This is a genomic window from Luteirhabdus pelagi (genome assembly GCF_016827595.1).
Lineage (GTDB): Bacteria > Bacteroidota > Bacteroidia > Flavobacteriales > Flavobacteriaceae > Luteirhabdus > Luteirhabdus pelagi.
Window position 1 is genome coordinate 231,962 of the sequence record NZ_JAECMS010000001.1, and the last position, 16,639, is coordinate 248,600.

Below are 16,639 nucleotides of genomic sequence, written 5' to 3' on the forward strand. Positions count from 1 at the left end.
AAGCACTTCAAAAGAAAAAATTATCACAACTTTAAACCAATAGCCTGACAACGAGTTATTACAGGCTATATCGCTTAACCCCTTTTAATGTTTCTGACAAGAACGATAGTGATAGCATGGTATTACCCACCATTTATTATCGGCTTAGATACATCTTCCGTCTTGCATATAACTCGTAGAAATCGTCATCTTTCAGACTTTCAATGAACAAAATACTCTCGCCTGTACTTTTCATCTCAGGCCCCAATTGCTTGTTTACATTCGGAAATTTATTAAAGCTAAAGACGGGTTGCTTAATAGCATAACCATCTAAATGCGGTCCAAACTTGAAGTCCTTTAGTTTCTTTTCACCCAACATAATCTTCGTTGCATAATTCACATACGGCTCGCCGTAAGCCTTCGCAATGAACGGTACCGTACGAGAAGCCCTAGGATTCGCTTCAATGATATACACATTGTCATCCTTAATCGCGAACTGAATGTTTATTAATCCAACCGTATTCAACGCTAAGGCAATTTTCTTGGTATGGTCTTTAATCTGTTGAATAACCAAATCACCAAGGTTGAAAGGAGGCAATAAGGCATTCGAATCGCCCGAATGTACCCCACACGGTTCGATATGCTCCATAATTCCGATGATGTAGACATCTTCTCCGTCACATATGGCATCCGCTTCCGCTTCAATGGCACCATCTAAATAATGGTCTAAAAGCAGCTTGTTATTTGGGATCTTTCGTAGCAGGTCAACCACATGTGCCTCCAACTCTTGTTTATTGATAACAATCTTCATTCCCTGACCTCCCAATACGTAGGATGGACGAATCAGTAATGGGAAATCGAGTTCATCGGCAAGCGCTAGGGCTTCATCAGTGGTCTCAGCTGTTCCAAAGCGTGGGTATGGAATGTCGTTATCCTTCAATAGGGTTGAAAAACTTCCGCGGTCTTCTGCTAAATCGAGTGCTTGGTAGCTTGTTCCCATTATCTTAATACCATAGCGATCAAGCTTCTCGGCCAATTTTAATGCGGTTTGTCCACCCAACTGAACAATAACCCCTTCTGGGTTTTCATGGCGGATAATATCGTAGATATGTTCCCAAAACACCGGCTCGAAATATAGCTTATCAGCTACATCGAAATCGGTTGAAACCGTTTCAGGGTTACAGTTTATCATTACGGTTTCATAACCGCATTCTGCTGCCGCCAATACGCCGTGAACACAGCAATAATCGAACTCAATTCCTTGACCAATTCGGTTCGGACCTGAACCTAGCACGATGATTTTCTTTTTATCGGTTACCGGACTATCATTCGCAGCCATTCGTTTCCCGTCGGCTGTCTCCATTTCATTTTCGAAGGTAGAGTAATAATAAGGTGTTTGCGCGACAAACTCGGCCGCACAAGTATCTACTAGTTTATAGACTCGTTGTATATTTAGTTCCTCGCGTTTCTTATACACTTGGCTTTCCAAGCACTTCAACATATGCGCAATCTGACGGTCGCCATATCCCTTTTGCTTCGCTTCCAACAATAATTCACGCGGAAGCGTATCCAGCGTATATTCCGAAATTTCTTTTTCCAATAGGTAAAGCTCTTCATACTGACGAAGGAACCACATATCAATTTTGGTAATCTCGTGAATTCGGCTTAATGGAATGCCCAATTGAATGGCATCATAAATGACGAACACACGATCCCAACTAGCGTTTTTAAGCTTATCGAGAATTTGTTGGTAGTCGGTATAGCTCTTTCCATCGGCACCGAGTCCGTTTCTTTTGATTTCAAGCGATTGAGTCGCTTTATGTAGCGCTTCTTGGAACGACCGGCCGATACCCATCACCTCTCCTACCGACTTCATCTGCGGTCCGAGAATACGGTTAGACCCTTCAAACTTATCAAAGTTCCAACGCGGGATTTTTACGATTACGTAATCCAGGGTTGGTTCGAATAAAGCTGAAGTCGTTTTGGTAATTTGGTTGTCCAACTCGTCCAGTGTATAGCCTAAGGCTAACTTGGCAGCGATTTTCGCAATTGGGTATCCGGTTGCTTTTGAAGCTAAAGCAGATGAGCGTGATACTCGAGGGTTAATTTCAATAGCAATGATATCTTCTTTTTCATCTGGACTTACCGCAAATTGGACGTTACATCCTCCGGCAAAGTCACCGATACTTCGCATCATCTTGATGGCCATATCTCGCATTCGCTGAAAGGCTGAATCGCTTAACGTCATTGCGGGAGCAACGGTTATGGAATCGCCCGTGTGGATTCCCATTGGGTCCATATTTTCAACCGTACAGATAATAACAACATTATTATTTTTATCGCGGAGCAGCTCTAATTCATATTCCTTCCAGCCTTGTAGCGCTTTATCGATGAGCACCTCGTGAATTGGCGATACTTCCAAGCCATGCGACAGTGCCGCTTCAAATTCATCTTCGGTTTCGACAAAAGCTGCTCCTGCTCCTCCTAGTGTAAAGGAAGCACGAATAAGCAAAGGTAATCCGAATTCCTGTGCGATTTCCTTTCCTTGCAGCAAGGATTTTGCTGTCTTAGCAGGTGCAACCGGGATTCCGATATCGCGCATCAGGTCCTTAAACTTATCGCGGTCTTCGGTGATATTGATTGCATCGATATCAACGCCAATAATTTTCACCCCAAAATCTTCCCATATTCCTTTTTCATCTGCTTCGATACAAAGATTCAGAGCAGTTTGCCCTCCCATAGTTGGCAACACTGCGTCGATTTGCGGATGCTCTTTCAGGATTTTAACTAGCGATTTGGTAGTTAGTGGCAACAAATATACATGGTCGGCCATGGTTGGGTCGGTCATGATGGTTGCCGGATTACTGTTAATCAAGATGGTTTCGATTCCGTCTTCGCGAAGGGAGCGAAGGGATTGAGAACCAGAATAATCGAATTCACAGGCTTGTCCGATAACGATGGGACCAGAACCGATGATTAGGATAGATTTTAGCGCTTCGTTTTTTGGCATAGGAATGAAATTTATGGTGCTTGCAAAAATAAGCCCCGTGAGGGTATAAAAAAAAGGTGCTGTATAAAAACAACACCTTTTTTATTTATAGGTTATCAACATTATTTCTTGTGACGTGGTTCAGAAGAAACTGAAAGTTTTTTTCGACCTTTCGCCCTTCTGGCCTTCAACACCTTTCTACCGTTCACAGAAGACATACGCTCCCGGAATCCGTGTTTGTTTCTTCTTTTTCTCTTAGAAGGTTGAAATGTTCTTTTCATTATAATTGAGTTTAACTTCTGAAAATTTTACTTAAAAAGACCTTTCTTCAAAGTCGGGTGCAAATATACAATCATTTTTTTCTTTCCCAAACCCAAAAATAAAAAATTTTTATTTGTTTTTAGTACCTTTGTCGGCCTGCAAAAAAGCATTCTATGTTCAACAAAAATTTCAAAATTATCCTTGCCGCACTTATCGTTGGAGTGGCGGTTTGGCAATTCACCGAAAACAATATTGGAAACGGTATCATGTTCATACTGCTCTCCTTGATTTTTGTCTTTTTATATTTTAAAAATGAAATCATTTTGCTCGCCTTCCTTCGTTTGCGGAAGCAGGACTTTGCGGGCGCGAAGAAATGGTTGGACAAAATTAAGAATCCGGAAGCTGCTTTAGTGCAAAAACAACAGGGATACTACTATTACCTTAATGGCTTGATGGTTTCACAAACGAATATGAATGAAGCCGAGCGCTATTTTAAAAAAGCGATTGGGCTTGGCCTAAACATGAGTGCCGATCTCGCCATGGCGAAGATGAACCTTGCTGGAATTGCCATGACCAAGAACCGAAAGCGTGAAGCGAAGCAATTGTTGAAAGAGGCGAAGCAACTCGACAAGCATAATATGCTAGACGAACAATTGAAGATGATGGAGCAACAAATGAAGAAAGCTGCCGGAGCACCACGTCAACACTACGGTCAGGGTGGTTTCCGAGGCCGTCGACGCTAATATTCTATCCTTCACCTATATAACGGTAATAATTATTCCAATCAGTTTATATCCTACCGTGCTACTAGGAATATTTATGAAATTTCCTACTGAATTATTCATTTAATCGAGTATTTCAGCGTTTTTAGCGAAAAAATCATTACCTTCCTACTGCTGTATACTACCTTTGTATCAGCTAATTAACTAGGTGCGTATGGGTAGAAAACTACTCTTTCTCTTCATTTTGATTCCTTTATTTCTCCATGGCCAAGATCGTGGAGAGGGGAAGTTATTGTCTCAGGCAATAGGAGAAAATATTAAGCGATACAAAATTGAGTCACAATTGGCCTATGGAGCTGATGATGTGGAACGGGCCGAATTTCTGTTCGATTCACTTATTAGTAATGTTATCAACGGAAGTATTCTTGATAATTTTAAGGTGAAGAAGCGTTCTGGTCGCAACATCGAGCTATACGACTTTGAAAAGCCGATGTTCCTGATGACTTATGCGTCCTGGTGCACACCTGGTAAAGGTGAAATTCCCGCTCTAAACGAAATTGCCGCTGAATACAGCGATTATATCGACTTTGTAGTTCTCTATTGGGATAACCGTAAGGAAATGCGTAAGCGCACGAAGGAATATTCTAGGGATATCACTATCATCTATATTGATGAAGCTGAAAACAACCACAGCCATATCATCGAAACATTAAAGCATAGTGTTGGCTTCCCTACTTCCTTTTTTATCGATGCAGATAAAAAGATTGTGGATGTTCGTCGTGGTGCACTTCACCCCTACAATGAAAGCTATGAGGTTTCATTCGAGTTAAATTATAACGCCTTTCACAATGGCATTTCACTCCTGAAAAATCTAAGTGATAAAGACAAGAATGAAGGCGTGGTTAGTAGCGAGGATCCCAATCCGTAATTATTTCGAGAAAAACATTCGAACAGCTACTAGAAAGATAATCACCGCAAAGATTTTCTTCAGTAACTTGGTGTCTATAGCAATCGCCATCTTAGAACCGAGATATCCTCCTACTATAAATGCTAATGCTATAACGATAGCATATTTCCAGTTTACATGCCCCGCTTGGTAATAGTTATACGCAGCTATAAACGTTACAGGAATCGCCAAAACCGCCAGACTTGTTCCTTGGGCTTCATGCTGATTATATCCTAGTAAAAGCATGGTTAAGGGAATCATGACAACGCCACCTCCCACTCCTAAAAATCCACTGAAAATCCCTGCTAATAAACCGATTATTATCAATGATAGGATTAAGGTCATATTCATTTTAAAACAATTATGGGTATGTAGTATATTGTCCTTCTTCTGGAATTTCGATGAAGTATTCCTTTCCTGAAGCATTGCGCAAATAGGTTTCGCGTAACCAAGGATTATGAATTTTTAAAATCTTATAGCTGATCCCGAATTTATGGGCAAAAGCTGGAATATCGGTAATAGCCGTATCTACTTTTACGGTGTAGGTTGGAATTTCATGATATAGATCCTTATCGCGATAGTTAAATCCGAATTTCTGTGGATTTGAAAGAATATATTTAAACGCTAAGATTCTGAAAACGTATCGGCTGGTTTCATCATTCAACAACAGATCGTAGTAATCGCCATCCGACTTTTGACGTTCAACTTGCTTGGAAACCCCATAATTTCCGGCGTTATAAGCAGCAGCAGCCATCGTCCATGTCCCAAAGCGATCTTTCGATTTTTGAAGATACTCAGCTGCGACCTTAGTTGCTTTTTCGAGATTATATCGTTCATCGACATAATCATTGATTTCCAAACCATATTCCTTCCCAGTACTTGAGAGAAAGTGCCAAAAACCTGCAGCACCCGCTGGGGAGGAATTGTCCATTAAACCACTTTCAGCAACCGCTAAATATTTAAAATCGTCTGGAAGCCCATACTTTTTCAACAAAGGCTCTATTTTAGGAAAGAAACGGTTGGCTCTTTTAATAATTAATAGCCCATTACTTTGCCAATAGGTATTGACCAGCAATTCGCGATCGAACCGCTCTCTAATATCGGGATCATCCATCGGAACGGGTTCCCCGGCAAAGTCCATCGTATCGGGTAAGGGAATGGCGTAGACATTATAATCGTTTACCAATTTCTTCTCCATTGTTTCATCCGATGGCGGTTCTTGTACTGCATTTACACATACAAAACTAATACCCATTAAAAGGCTTGCCAATCCTATTTTCGCCAAAAATCCCATATACTCTTTTTTTTTTTAAAAATACGAAATATTAACTTGGTGTGAAATACCAATCCCTTATTCCTTTAAAATAATCGATCGTAAGGTTTCCGATAGTTGCTTGCCCTTGTTCAATAGCATGATATGAGTTCCCCCCTCCAGTCGGATGCAGTCATCGATATTTTTAATCGGAAAAACAATATCGTCTTCACCATGAATATGGACGATTTTCCGAATGGGCTCTTCTCGTTGCCAGCACACCATATTTTTGATAGCCCAATCCAAATACTGTTTATTGCGCACATGAAGAAACTCCTGATAGAGTCGCAACCGTTTCTTGCTTCGTGGTCCCACCGCAAATTTTGTCAAATCGTCTGCGCTTAACACCAAACGGGTTGGAATCAATTTGTATACGCCTGTTCTTTGCGCAAATTTCATGCGAGTCGGTAATTCTTGTTTCGACTTTACGCTGGAAATAATAATCAATTCCCGAAGGTTCAAAAATGCCGCCATTTCTTGTGCCACTACGCCACCAAATGAAACACCAATCAATACGCTATTGTCATGTTTCACATGTTCTGCCATGCGTTCGGCATACGCGGCAAGCGGTTCATTTGGGTGTGGTATAATCCACTCGATAATATGTATTTTACATGGTGGGTCGGGCAGCGAGATATTCTTGAAGATTTCCTTTCCCGCGGCCATGCCGGGCACAAAATAGACATGTATGGTTTCTTCAGACATAACGTATCGAGCGCTTTTTGGCGAGGTAGTAACACCTATTTTTTGTACCTTTGATAGGCAAAGATACTATTCTGTCTTTGCTTTATTGTTCCTATGAAAAAGATTTTACATCCTTCAAATACTAGGGGCGTTGGCGACTTTGGATGGTTGCAAGCCCGTTACTCTTTCAGCTTTGCAAATTACTTCAATCCCGAGCGACTTCAGTTTGGAATGCTACGTGTTTTAAATGATGATACCGTGGCTCCGGGGATGGGGTTTGGAAGGCATCCACATGACAATATGGAAATCGTTACCATTCCGCAGAAAGGAGCTTTAAAGCATCGCGATTCAATGGGAAACGAAGGTGTTATTGAAGCCGGTGACATTCAGATTATGAGTGCAGGGAAAGGCGTAGAACACAGCGAGATTAATGCAAGTGCTAAAGAACCTATTTCACTATTTCAAATTTGGGTGATACCAGAAACACGCGATGTCGAACCGCGGTACGACCAAAAGAAAATTGCCCCCTTACTTACCGAAAACGAGATTGTTCCCGTAGTGAAGCCAAAAGATAAGGCGGACGATAACGATCTTTGGCTACACCAACAGGTATGGTTTAACCTGGGTACTTTTTCCGAAGAAACCACGACTACCTACAACCTTCATAATAAGAACCACGGAATTTACGTTTTTGTTATCGATGGCACTGTTGTTGTTGAAGACGAAACGCTGGAACGACGCGATGCCATTGGGGTTTATGAAACCGAATCCGTTTCCATAACCGCAAAAGCGAATACCGATGTATTAGTAATAGAAATTCCAATGCAATAACTATAAACTTACTCCCATGATTGAAGATGTTGAAATTACCGATAATGAATTCCTTCGTCAGTTCGAATTAGAGGTTGGCGATAACATGGCGCGGATTGAATATGCATTACAAGACCGGAAAATCTTTTTGACAAAGTATGAAATGCCAGAGGATATGGAAGATCAAGGCTTCCGAGATGTTTTTATAAAAGCTGTTTTTGAAGAAGTAAAGCGGCGTGAAATCAACTTGGTACCCACCAGTCCTGAAGTAGCCGGCTTTATGCGTAAGAACCGTAGAAAGTATAAAAACCTTCTTCCTGTAGGAATAAGCATCTAAGCAATACACTATCAGAAGCTTACCATAAACATTTCCATAGCTTAATTGCGATGGACCAAATCGCTTTGTAACAAAAATAGACCTCGTTCGTCATACAACTACAACCACCAAAAAAACCACTGCGTGCAAACCATACTTACCTTAGATAACCTAAGCAAGAACTTTGGACCCATACAAGCCGTTAAAAATCTTTCCTTTACAATTGAAAAGGGAAACGTTTACGGAATTCTTGGTCCGAACGGAAGCGGAAAATCTACTACTCTCGGAATTGTCCTGAATGTCGTGAATAAAACTTCTGGAAGCTATCATTGGTTCGATGGCTCTGAAGGCACACATCAGGCATTGAAAAAAGTAGGCGCCATTATCGAGCGACCGAATTTTTACCCGTATATGAATGCGGTTCAAAACCTAGAGCTAGTTTGTAAGATCAAGGAAGTTTCTACTTCAAAAATCGATGAAAAGCTGGAATTGGTTGGATTATTAGAGCGAAAGCTTAGTAAATTCAAAACCTATTCGCTTGGAATGAAGCAGCGATTGGCAATCGCCTCTGCCCTCTTGAACGATCCGGAAATACTTATTCTTGATGAGCCCACCAATGGGTTAGATCCTCAGGGAATACATCAAATACGAGAGATCATCAAAAAAATTGCAGCTTCTGGAACTACCATCCTACTCGCTTCACACCTATTGGATGAAGTTGAAAAGGTGTGTACCCATGTGGTTATTCTGCGAAAAGGGGAAAGTTTATACACCGGTAGTGTAGAGGGTATGAATGCGAGCCATGGCTTCTTTGTCTTACAATCTCGTAATACCGCAAGACTGAAGGAAGAACTTGAACGGAATGCTGCTATCGGAAGCATTAAGGAAGATGGCGACCTCATAACCGCCTACCTCAACGAACCGATGGATGCTTCAACCTTCAACGAAGAGATGCACAGCAAAGGCATTGTATTATCGCATCTCGTAAAACGGAAGGAAAGCCTTGAAGAATTATTCCTTGAAATCACTAAAAACCTATCGTAAGCATGCTCCGACTTTTTTCCATAGAATTTCAAAAATTGAAATACAACCGCTCCGCAAAGGTGATTTCCATTGTCTATTTCCTATTAATCACCTTTATAGCCCTTATCGCTTCCATTGAGTTCGATATTGGAAATATCAATTTCCGAGTGGCCGATCAAGGTATCTTCAATTTTCCTTTTATCTGGCACTTCAACACCTATATGGCGGCCATTTTAAAGATCTTTCTTGCCATTGTAATCGTTTCGATGATGAGCAACGAATATAGCTATAGAACATTAAAACAAAACCTTATCGATGGCCTGTCAAAAAGAGAGTTTGTGCTTTCAAAATTCGTTACAGTCCTAGGTTTCGCACTGCTTTCAACACTATTCGTGTTTATCGTATCGATGATACTCGGACTTTCCTTTTCGGATTATAATGAAATAGGGATCATCTTTAGCGATCTTGACTATTTATTGGCCTATTTCGTTAAACTGATGGGCTTTTTCGCCTTCTGTATGTTTTTAGGCATTTTGGTGAAGCGCTCAGCCTTCGCCATCGGATTCCTAGTGGTCTGGTGGATCTTTGAAAGTATTGCGTATGGATTGCTTAAATGGCAGTTTTTTAAAGGCACGGATATCGCCGATACAGTCCTACAGTTTTTCCCGCTAACAGCCATGTCGAACCTTATTAAGGAACCATTTACTCGATTAGGCGCTGTGCAATCGGCAGCCTCCCAATTGGGCGAAAACCTCGCCAAAAATTATGATGTGGGTATGTTACCATTACTAATCGTTTTGGCTTGGACATTCTTATTTACGTATTGGTCGTATGCACTATTAAGAAGAAGAGATTTATAAGGCTTTCATTACTAGTTAATTTAAAGTATCTTTAAGGGATTGGTGATAACTATGCTACATTCCTGGAAGACCTTTCTTTTCACACTCATACTAATCCTTGCTTCCCTATTAAGAGTACAAGGCCAAGAGGTTACGCTGTTAGAACAATACAACGGTACGTTCGACTATGTTGCCTTTGGAAATACGCTTAATATCGAGGAAAATGGATCGCTCGTGTTTTGTGATATCCTTACGGAGAGCAGCGCTGAATTCACACTCCCACCCGATCAATCGATTGTTGCCGCCTATCTTTATTGGGCCGGTTCGGGACCTGGTGATTTCGAAGTAGAGCTGAACGATATCCCTTACGCCGCCGAACGCCAATTTTCGTTCAATTTCACCACCGATGGAGGTACGGTCTATACCTATTTTGCTGCCTTTGCAGACGTTACCGATCAAGTAAGTGCTACCGGTAGCGAAACCTACACCTTATCCGAATTGGACCTAACTGATGTTATTCAATCTTACTGCTTTAGCAATAATGGCAACGGAACCAACTTTGGAGGTTGGACAATTGTAGCAATCGTGGAGGGCGATAATCTACCTAACAGTCAACTCTCCGTTTTCGATGGTCTGGAAGGTGTTAGTAGTCAAAATGAAGAAGTAACGATTGTATTAGACAATCTTGAAGTGACACAAAACCTAGGAGCAACCATTGGCTTTTTGGCTTGGGAAGGCGACAGCAGTATTGCCGTGAATGAAACGCTACGGCTAAATGGTGATATTTTAAGTGATCCACCGCTGAACCCCGCCATAAATGCCTTTAATGGCACCAATACGTTTACAGGTTCGGACGAATTATACAATATGGATATCGACTACTATTCCACTGGAAATAGCATCGAAATAGGCGATACGGAAGCGATTATACAACTTACCTCTGGGCGCGATGTTATCATGATCAACAATATCGTGACCATCCTAAAACAGCTTCCCGATGCCACTATCGAGTTCGAGGTAACTGAAGGTGGAACGGAATGTGGAAACCGGGATATTGAGTTAGAGTATACGGTCTTCAATCCAAATAGTTCCGCCGCATTACCAGCTGCGACGCCTATCGCTTTCTATGCGAATAGTACCCTTATCGGACAAGCACAAACACTGGCGGATATTCCTGTGGATGGTAGTGAAACGAACACGATTTCACTTACCGTACCCGATGAAATTCCTGCTGAATTCACTATTCGAGCAGTAGTAGATGATACCGGAAACGGTGCTGGAATCGTCGAGGAGTTGAACGAAGACAATAATACATTTGAAATCGAATTCGAACTATTTGTCTTTCCCGATATTTCAGAATTGGTTGATTTAGAAGTATGTGAAATCTTTGGTACCGAACAATTCGATCTTACAAAAGCTATTGTAAACTTAGATGACACCTTCACCATTGAATTTTACTTGACGGAAGCAGATGCTGAAAATCAAGAAAATGAAATCGAGAACCTAGAGGCTTTCGAAAATACTGAAAACCCTCAAACGATCTGGCTACGTGTCGATAACGGAAACTGTTTTGTGATCACCTCTTTTAATATCGAAGTCATCGACTGCCCCATTCCCGATGCAGCTATTTCGATTAGCGAACCTATTTATGCGTGTCGCGGAAGGGAACTTTCTTTTGAATATACGGTGTATAATACCGAAGATGCTACCGCACCCCTCGCCTCGCAAACCCCTATAGCTTTTTACGCAGATAACCAACTTTTGGCGCAGGCCGAAACTAATTCGGTATTGCTCATAGGTGAAAGTGAAACGGCAAGTATAACCACGACCCTTCCCGAATCGTTACCCGATCTTTTTCTTTTGACGGCTTCCGTGGATGATGATGGAACGGGAAATGGGGTTGTTTTTGAATTTAACGAAACAAACAACCTCTTCGATAGTAATGGAGAGTTTAGATATCTTCCCCCCATAGAACCACTTCCACAACTGCTATTATGCGATGAAGGCTTCGATACCGCGACCTTCGATCTTACGGAACAAGATCCGCTTGTGACCGCCAATTCTGAGGGAGTGGTGACCTATTTCACTTCAGAGGAGGATGCACAAACCAATACAAATCCTATCGATTTTCCGAATGACTATCAAAATACATCAGATCCGCAGCAAATTTTTGTCCGATTGGAAAATGAGATTTGCTTTACGACTGCTTCTTTTGAAATAGCTACGGAAAACTGTCCCATCTTTATTCCTCAAGGATTTTCACCCAATAGCGATGGTATTAATGATGTTTTCGAAATAACCAATCTATTGGATATTTATCCCGACTTCAACTTAAAGGTTTATACCCGCAGAGGTGATTTGATTTACGAGGGTGGAAATAGTGATGGCTTTTGGAATGCTATTCCAAATCGTGGTATTTGGTATCAGGATGAAATAGTTCCCACCGGCACCTATTATTATGTCTTGGTTATCAACGATCCGGAGTACCCTGAAGCCATTGTTGATTGGGTCTACATTAATTATTGATTCGACAATAATTACCTTATTTTTGTAGGGCTATGAAATTCAAAATCGTATCCGATTATACCCCGACCGGTGACCAGCCCCAAGCGATTAAATCCTTGGTGGAAGGCATCGAAGCCGACGAACAGTACCAAACCCTTTTAGGAGTAACGGGTAGTGGAAAAACGTTTACCATGGCAAACGTTATGGAACGGGTTCAAAAGCCTACGCTTGTACTCGCCCATAACAAAACATTGGCGGCGCAGTTATATTCAGAGTTTAAGCAAGTGTTTCCAAATAATGCTGTAGAATACTTCGTATCCTATTATGATTACTATCAACCCGAGGCTTATATTCCGACCAGTGGCACCTATATTGAAAAGGACCTTTCCATTAATGAAGAAATCGAAAAGCTTCGCTTAAGTACAACTTCTTCACTACTTTCAGGTCGTCGCGATGTGATAGTCGTCGCTTCGGTATCTTGTCTATATGGTATCGGAAACCCGATTGAGTTTCAGAAAAATGTTATTAGCCTAAAGCAAGGCCAAATCATTTCACGTACAAAACTGCTTCATCGACTTGTACAAAGTCTCTATTCTAGAACGGAAGCGGAATTCAATCACGGGCGTTTCAGAATTAAGGGCGATACGGTAGATGTCTTTCCAGGATACGCCGATGATGCCTTTCGGATTCACTTTTTTGGGGATGAAATTGAAGCAATTGAAGCCTTCAACCCACAAAACAACGAAATCATTGAAAAATATGATCGCCTAAACATTTATCCGGCCAATATGTTTGTAACCTCGCCCGATGTGTTACAACAGGCCATACGTGAAATTCAGGATGATTTGGTGAAGCAAATCGATTACTTCAGGGATATTGGGAAACCCCTGGAAGCAAAACGACTGGAAGAACGTACCAATTTTGATTTGGAAATGATTCGAGAATTAGGGTATTGCAGCGGTATTGAAAATTACTCGCGCTACCTTGACCGTCGCTTACCGGGCACGCGACCGTTCTGCTTGCTGGATTATTTCCCGGATGATTATTTGATGATGGTAGATGAAAGTCATGTCTCGATCCCCCAAGTCGGCGCGATGTACGGGGGTGATAGAAGCCGAAAGGAAAATCTTGTAGAATACGGTTTCCGACTTCCAGCCGCAATGGACAACCGTCCGTTGAAGTTTGAGGAATTTGAAGCGCTACAGAACCAGGTGATTTACGTTAGCGCGACACCAGCCGATTATGAGCTGGAAAAAAGCGGCGGGGTTTATGTCGAACAGATTATTCGTCCGACAGGCTTATTGGATCCACCTATTGAAGTACGTCCTAGCCTAAATCAAATAGATGATTTATTGGAGGAAATCCAAATACGGGTTGAAAAAGATGAACGGGTGTTGGTAACGACACTGACTAAACGAATGGCAGAGGAGTTGACAAAGTATTTAACTCGGATTCAGGTGCGTTGTCGTTACATTCATAGCGATGTGGATACCCTGGAACGGGTTGAAATCATGCAGGATTTACGTCTCGGCCTATTTGATGTTTTGGTTGGGGTGAATTTGCTACGCGAAGGATTGGACTTGCCCGAAGTTTCATTAGTAGCAATACTAGATGCCGATAAGGAAGGATTCTTGCGAAGCAATCGCTCGCTAACCCAGACCGTTGGACGAGCTGCGCGAAATATCAATGGGAAGGCGATTATGTATGCCGATAAGATTACGGATAGTATGCAAAAGACTATCGATGAGACTAATTATAAGCGCGAAAAGCAGATTGCTTATAATAAGGAGAACAATATTACACCTCAGGCAATCCGAAAGTCTTTCGAAAATGCCCTTGCCAAAAAAAAAGTAGAGCGGTATACATTTGAAACTGCAGAAAGTTTAGCTGCAGAACCCGACGATCAATATCTTACAAAGGCACAAATTGAAAAGAAGATTCGCGATACCCGAAAGGAAATGGAAAAGGCTGCCAAGGAATTGGACTTTATGATGGCTGCAAAGCTTCGTGATAAAATAAAAGGCTGGCAGAAACAATTGGAGGAGGCGTAATTTACCATGACCTTAACACGCTTCTTTATCGCTATTCTTTATTTTTCCACCACTATGGCAGTTGCCCAAGAAAACAACTTCAAAAACAAGACGATTCCCGAAAGCATTCGGACGGAAACGCTGAAAGCCCTTCAGTTTTTTCCGGAACTTCAGGATACTGAAATAACCTTCAAATTTAAGGATCGGATTAAGAAATCGACTATGCAGGCACAGCCGACTTGGGGGAGCATTTTTAAATCGAGGAAGAATCGTGCCTACATCATCCTTATCAGCAGAAAAATACAGATTGACGAAGAGGAGTTTACCATTACGGATATCCCTAGTGACGTCCTAACCGGTTGGATTGGTCATGAATTGGGCCATGTAATGGACTATCGAAATCGCAGTACGTTTGGAATGATCTTTTTTGGGTTGAAATATCTCTTTTCCAAAGCACATATAAAGGAAGTGGAACGTGCCGCGGATACCTTTGCTATTGCACATGGGATGGGAGAATACATATTAAGAACCAAAAACTTCATCCTAGATAACGCGAATATTTCTGAAACCTATAAGCGTCGTATTAAATCATTCTATATGTCGCCAGAGGAAGTGATGGAGCTTATCAATGAGGGGAAATTGAAAGAGGCCATTCCTCAATAATTTCGGACGAAGTCTTCCCATTCGGCGAACTTTTCTTCATCCATAACCTTTTCCATTTTTACCTGTCCACCCTTCTTTTTGTTCTTACCGCTCCATTCGTGAAATACTTCTGGCAATACCTTAGAAACCTTTACTCCTTTTAGCGCTTTTCCACGGGCAACATTGTAGTTCTTATTCGCTTCTTTTAATGATGTATCAAGAGCTTCCGCTAGCTTATCTTCAGAAATATCGGCATCGGTACCCAAATACCAATAATGGTGAAATTCTCCTTTAATCTTTACGGCTGATAGGGTGAATTCGGGAATTTCAATATCGAATTGCTGCTCGAGTTCCTGTAATGCCGCTTCCATTTTATTTACCGATAATTGCGATCCAACAACATTTAAAAAGAATTTGGTGCGACCTGTAATCTTAATTTCACAACGCTCCACATCGGTAAAGGCGATGGTATCGCCGATAAGATAGCGCCACGCTCCTGAAACCGTAGAAATAAGCAATACGTAATCTTTTCCCTCTTCCACTTCAGAAAGATTGATGACAGGTGCTTCCTGTGCAATTGAGCCATCCTGATTGATGTATTCTGGTTCAAAAGGCACAAATTCGAAATAAATACCATTATCGGTTACCAGTTTCATTGCCGTAGTTCCTGGACGTTGTTGATAGGCCAAAAAACCTTCGGAAGCTAAATAGGTATCGATGATGGTAATGGGATGTTTCAACAGTTTGTTGAAGCTTTTCTCATAGGGTTGAAAAGCAACACCTCCGCTGGTATATACTTGGAGGTTCGGCCATATATCGTGTATGGTGTCCAACTTGTTATATTCGATTACCTTTTTCATCATCAATTCCATCCAAGAGGGTATTCCACTTAACGCCCCAATATCCCAATCGCCTGCTTTTTCGGCTATCGTTTGAACGCGTTCGTCCCAATCGTCGATCTGCGCAATCTCTTCCCCTGGTTTATAATACCCACGAAACCAAAAGGGAATATTGCTTGCACTAATACCGCTAATTTCGCCTTCCTTAAACTCGTCCCGCTTTTTCAAATTTGTCGAACTTCCCAACATCATAATTTCCTTCTCAAAAAAATCAGGCGGAAGATCGAAATTAGCCAAGGCACCCACTTGTTTGATTCCCGTGGTTCGAATGGCTTCGAGCATGGCATCGGTTACCGGAATTCGTTTGCTTGATTTTCCGGTGGTACCGCTACTAAGCGCAAAATAACTAGGCTTTCCAGGCCAGGTAATATCTTCAAATCCATCGTGTACGCGGTGCCACCACTGTTCGGTCATCTGATGATAATCGAAATAAGGAACAGCGTCTATAAAAGCCTTGTAGCGATCTTCAGCTTCGAGTATTTTAGAAAAACCATAGTATTTGCCGAAGGCGGTATCCTTCGCTTTGTCCAACAATTCTTTTAGAACTGTCTGTTGCGACTCGTATGGGGTTTCTTCAGAAACTAGGGTATCACGTAAATCGATTGCCTTCTTTATAATGGAACCAAGTACTGCCATAGATAAGTGTTGAATTAGGTATGCTGAAAAGGTCTTTCACGAAAAT

The 16,639-nt window shown here is 41.6% G+C and carries 15 protein-coding genes; 9 read left to right on the top strand and 6 right to left on the bottom strand.

From position 1 onward, the window contains the following. Positions 1-136 precede the first annotated feature (136 nt). Both carB and rpmH read right to left on the bottom strand, forming a co-directional pair. On the bottom strand, positions 137-2,989 hold the full coding sequence (gene carB / locus I4Q58_RS01075) for a carbamoyl-phosphate synthase large subunit (protein ID WP_203292865.1): 2,853 nt from the start codon (positions 2,987-2,989) through the stop codon (positions 137-139). A gap of 101 nt (positions 2,990-3,090) precedes the next feature. Continuing rightward, complete coding sequence (gene rpmH / locus I4Q58_RS01080) at positions 3,091-3,249, bottom strand: 50S ribosomal protein L34 (protein ID WP_203292867.1); 159 nt, start codon at positions 3,247-3,249, stop codon at positions 3,091-3,093. Positions 3,250-3,402: 153 nt separating this feature from the next. On the opposite strand from rpmH, the gene I4Q58_RS01085 reads away from it, so the two are divergent. Together I4Q58_RS01085 and I4Q58_RS01090 are read left to right on the top strand one after the other, a co-directional pair. Then, entirely contained in the window at positions 3,403-3,972 is a 570-nt protein-coding gene (locus tag I4Q58_RS01085; protein ID WP_203292869.1) for a DUF2892 domain-containing protein, read from the top strand. Between the two features lie 193 nt (positions 3,973-4,165). Then, entirely contained in the window at positions 4,166-4,879 is a 714-nt protein-coding gene (locus tag I4Q58_RS01090) for a TlpA family protein disulfide reductase (RefSeq protein WP_203292871.1), read from the top strand. Here the strand turns inward: I4Q58_RS01090 and I4Q58_RS01095 are convergent, their stop codons facing one another. The 3 genes from I4Q58_RS01095 to I4Q58_RS01105 are packed head-to-tail and all read right to left on the bottom strand — an operon-like array spanning position 4,880 to position 6,914. Beyond that, positions 4,880-5,242: a sulfite exporter TauE/SafE family protein gene (locus tag I4Q58_RS01095; protein WP_317194031.1), complete on the bottom strand. Its 363-nt coding sequence runs from the start codon at positions 5,240-5,242 to the stop codon at positions 4,880-4,882. 16 nt (positions 5,243-5,258) lie between these two features. Then, the gene (locus tag I4Q58_RS01100) at positions 5,259-6,191 is read right to left on the bottom strand and encodes a lytic transglycosylase domain-containing protein (RefSeq protein WP_203292875.1); all 933 of its coding nucleotides are present in this window, start codon (positions 6,189-6,191) and stop codon (positions 5,259-5,261) included. Positions 6,192-6,248: 57 nt separating this feature from the next. Beyond that, complete coding sequence (locus I4Q58_RS01105; RefSeq protein ID WP_203292877.1) at positions 6,249-6,914, bottom strand: alpha/beta fold hydrolase; 666 nt, start codon at positions 6,912-6,914, stop codon at positions 6,249-6,251. 93 nt (positions 6,915-7,007) lie between these two features. Between I4Q58_RS01105 and I4Q58_RS01110 the strand changes: the two genes are divergently transcribed. From I4Q58_RS01110 to I4Q58_RS01140, 7 genes are all read left to right on the top strand, one after another. Further along, on the top strand, positions 7,008-7,724 hold the full coding sequence (locus tag I4Q58_RS01110) for a pirin family protein (protein WP_203292879.1): 717 nt from the start codon (positions 7,008-7,010) through the stop codon (positions 7,722-7,724). Between the two features lie 16 nt (positions 7,725-7,740). After that, on the top strand, positions 7,741-8,040 hold the full coding sequence (locus I4Q58_RS01115; RefSeq protein WP_203292881.1) for a GNAT family N-acetyltransferase: 300 nt from the start codon (positions 7,741-7,743) through the stop codon (positions 8,038-8,040). A gap of 123 nt (positions 8,041-8,163) precedes the next feature. Then, positions 8,164-9,063, top strand: a complete 900-nt coding sequence (locus tag I4Q58_RS01120; RefSeq protein WP_203292883.1) for an ABC transporter ATP-binding protein — start codon at positions 8,164-8,166, stop codon at positions 9,061-9,063. Positions 9,064-9,065: 2 nt separating this feature from the next. Then, on the top strand, positions 9,066-9,902 hold the full coding sequence (locus I4Q58_RS01125; RefSeq protein WP_203292885.1) for an ABC transporter permease: 837 nt from the start codon (positions 9,066-9,068) through the stop codon (positions 9,900-9,902). A gap of 51 nt (positions 9,903-9,953) precedes the next feature. Then, the gene (locus I4Q58_RS01130) at positions 9,954-12,407 is read left to right on the top strand and encodes a T9SS type B sorting domain-containing protein (RefSeq protein WP_203292887.1); all 2,454 of its coding nucleotides are present in this window, start codon (positions 9,954-9,956) and stop codon (positions 12,405-12,407) included. Between the two features lie 32 nt (positions 12,408-12,439). Continuing rightward, positions 12,440-14,437, top strand: a complete 1,998-nt coding sequence (gene uvrB, locus I4Q58_RS01135) for an excinuclease ABC subunit UvrB (protein ID WP_203292889.1) — start codon at positions 12,440-12,442, stop codon at positions 14,435-14,437. Between the two features lie 6 nt (positions 14,438-14,443). Then, a complete protein-coding gene (locus I4Q58_RS01140; RefSeq protein WP_394369313.1) occupies positions 14,444-15,079 on the top strand; it encodes a hypothetical protein in 636 nt (211 codons plus the stop codon). On the opposite strand, the gene I4Q58_RS01145 is transcribed toward I4Q58_RS01140, so the two are convergent. Continuing rightward, the gene (locus I4Q58_RS01145; protein ID WP_203292891.1) at positions 15,073-16,593 is read right to left on the bottom strand and encodes a GH3 family domain-containing protein; all 1,521 of its coding nucleotides are present in this window, start codon (positions 16,591-16,593) and stop codon (positions 15,073-15,075) included. The two genes, I4Q58_RS01140 and I4Q58_RS01145, sit on opposite strands and share 7 nt — an antisense overlap. Positions 16,594-16,639 lie beyond the last annotated feature (46 nt).

What these genes read in the sequence shown, in the direction of transcription:
- I4Q58_RS01115 (WP_203292881.1), top strand. Translation starts at nt 7,741, where the DNA reads ATGATTGAAGATGTTGAAATTACCGATAATGAATTCCTTCGTCAGTTC.
- I4Q58_RS01140 (WP_394369313.1), top strand. Translation starts at nt 14,444, where the DNA reads ATGACCTTAACACGCTTCTTTATCGCTATTCTTTATTTTTCCACCACT.
- I4Q58_RS01085 (WP_203292869.1), top strand. Translation starts at nt 3,403, where the DNA reads ATGTTCAACAAAAATTTCAAAATTATCCTTGCCGCACTTATCGTTGGA.
- I4Q58_RS01105 (WP_203292877.1), bottom strand. Translation starts at nt 6,914, where the DNA reads ATGTCTGAAGAAACCATACATGTCTATTTTGTGCCCGGCATGGCCGCG.
- rpmH (WP_203292867.1), bottom strand. Translation starts at nt 3,249, where the DNA reads ATGAAAAGAACATTTCAACCTTCTAAGAGAAAAAGAAGAAACAAACAC.
- I4Q58_RS01095 (WP_317194031.1), bottom strand. Translation starts at nt 5,242, where the DNA reads ATGACCTTAATCCTATCATTGATAATAATCGGTTTATTAGCAGGGATT.
- I4Q58_RS01130 (WP_203292887.1), top strand. Translation starts at nt 9,954, where the DNA reads ATGCTACATTCCTGGAAGACCTTTCTTTTCACACTCATACTAATCCTT.
- uvrB (WP_203292889.1), top strand. Translation starts at nt 12,440, where the DNA reads ATGAAATTCAAAATCGTATCCGATTATACCCCGACCGGTGACCAGCCC.
- I4Q58_RS01090 (WP_203292871.1), top strand. Translation starts at nt 4,166, where the DNA reads ATGGGTAGAAAACTACTCTTTCTCTTCATTTTGATTCCTTTATTTCTC.
- I4Q58_RS01125 (WP_203292885.1), top strand. Translation starts at nt 9,066, where the DNA reads ATGCTCCGACTTTTTTCCATAGAATTTCAAAAATTGAAATACAACCGC.
- I4Q58_RS01110 (WP_203292879.1), top strand. Translation starts at nt 7,008, where the DNA reads ATGAAAAAGATTTTACATCCTTCAAATACTAGGGGCGTTGGCGACTTT.
- carB (WP_203292865.1), bottom strand. Translation starts at nt 2,989, where the DNA reads ATGCCAAAAAACGAAGCGCTAAAATCTATCCTAATCATCGGTTCTGGT.
- I4Q58_RS01100 (WP_203292875.1), bottom strand. Translation starts at nt 6,191, where the DNA reads ATGGGATTTTTGGCGAAAATAGGATTGGCAAGCCTTTTAATGGGTATT.
- I4Q58_RS01145 (WP_203292891.1), bottom strand. Translation starts at nt 16,593, where the DNA reads ATGGCAGTACTTGGTTCCATTATAAAGAAGGCAATCGATTTACGTGAT.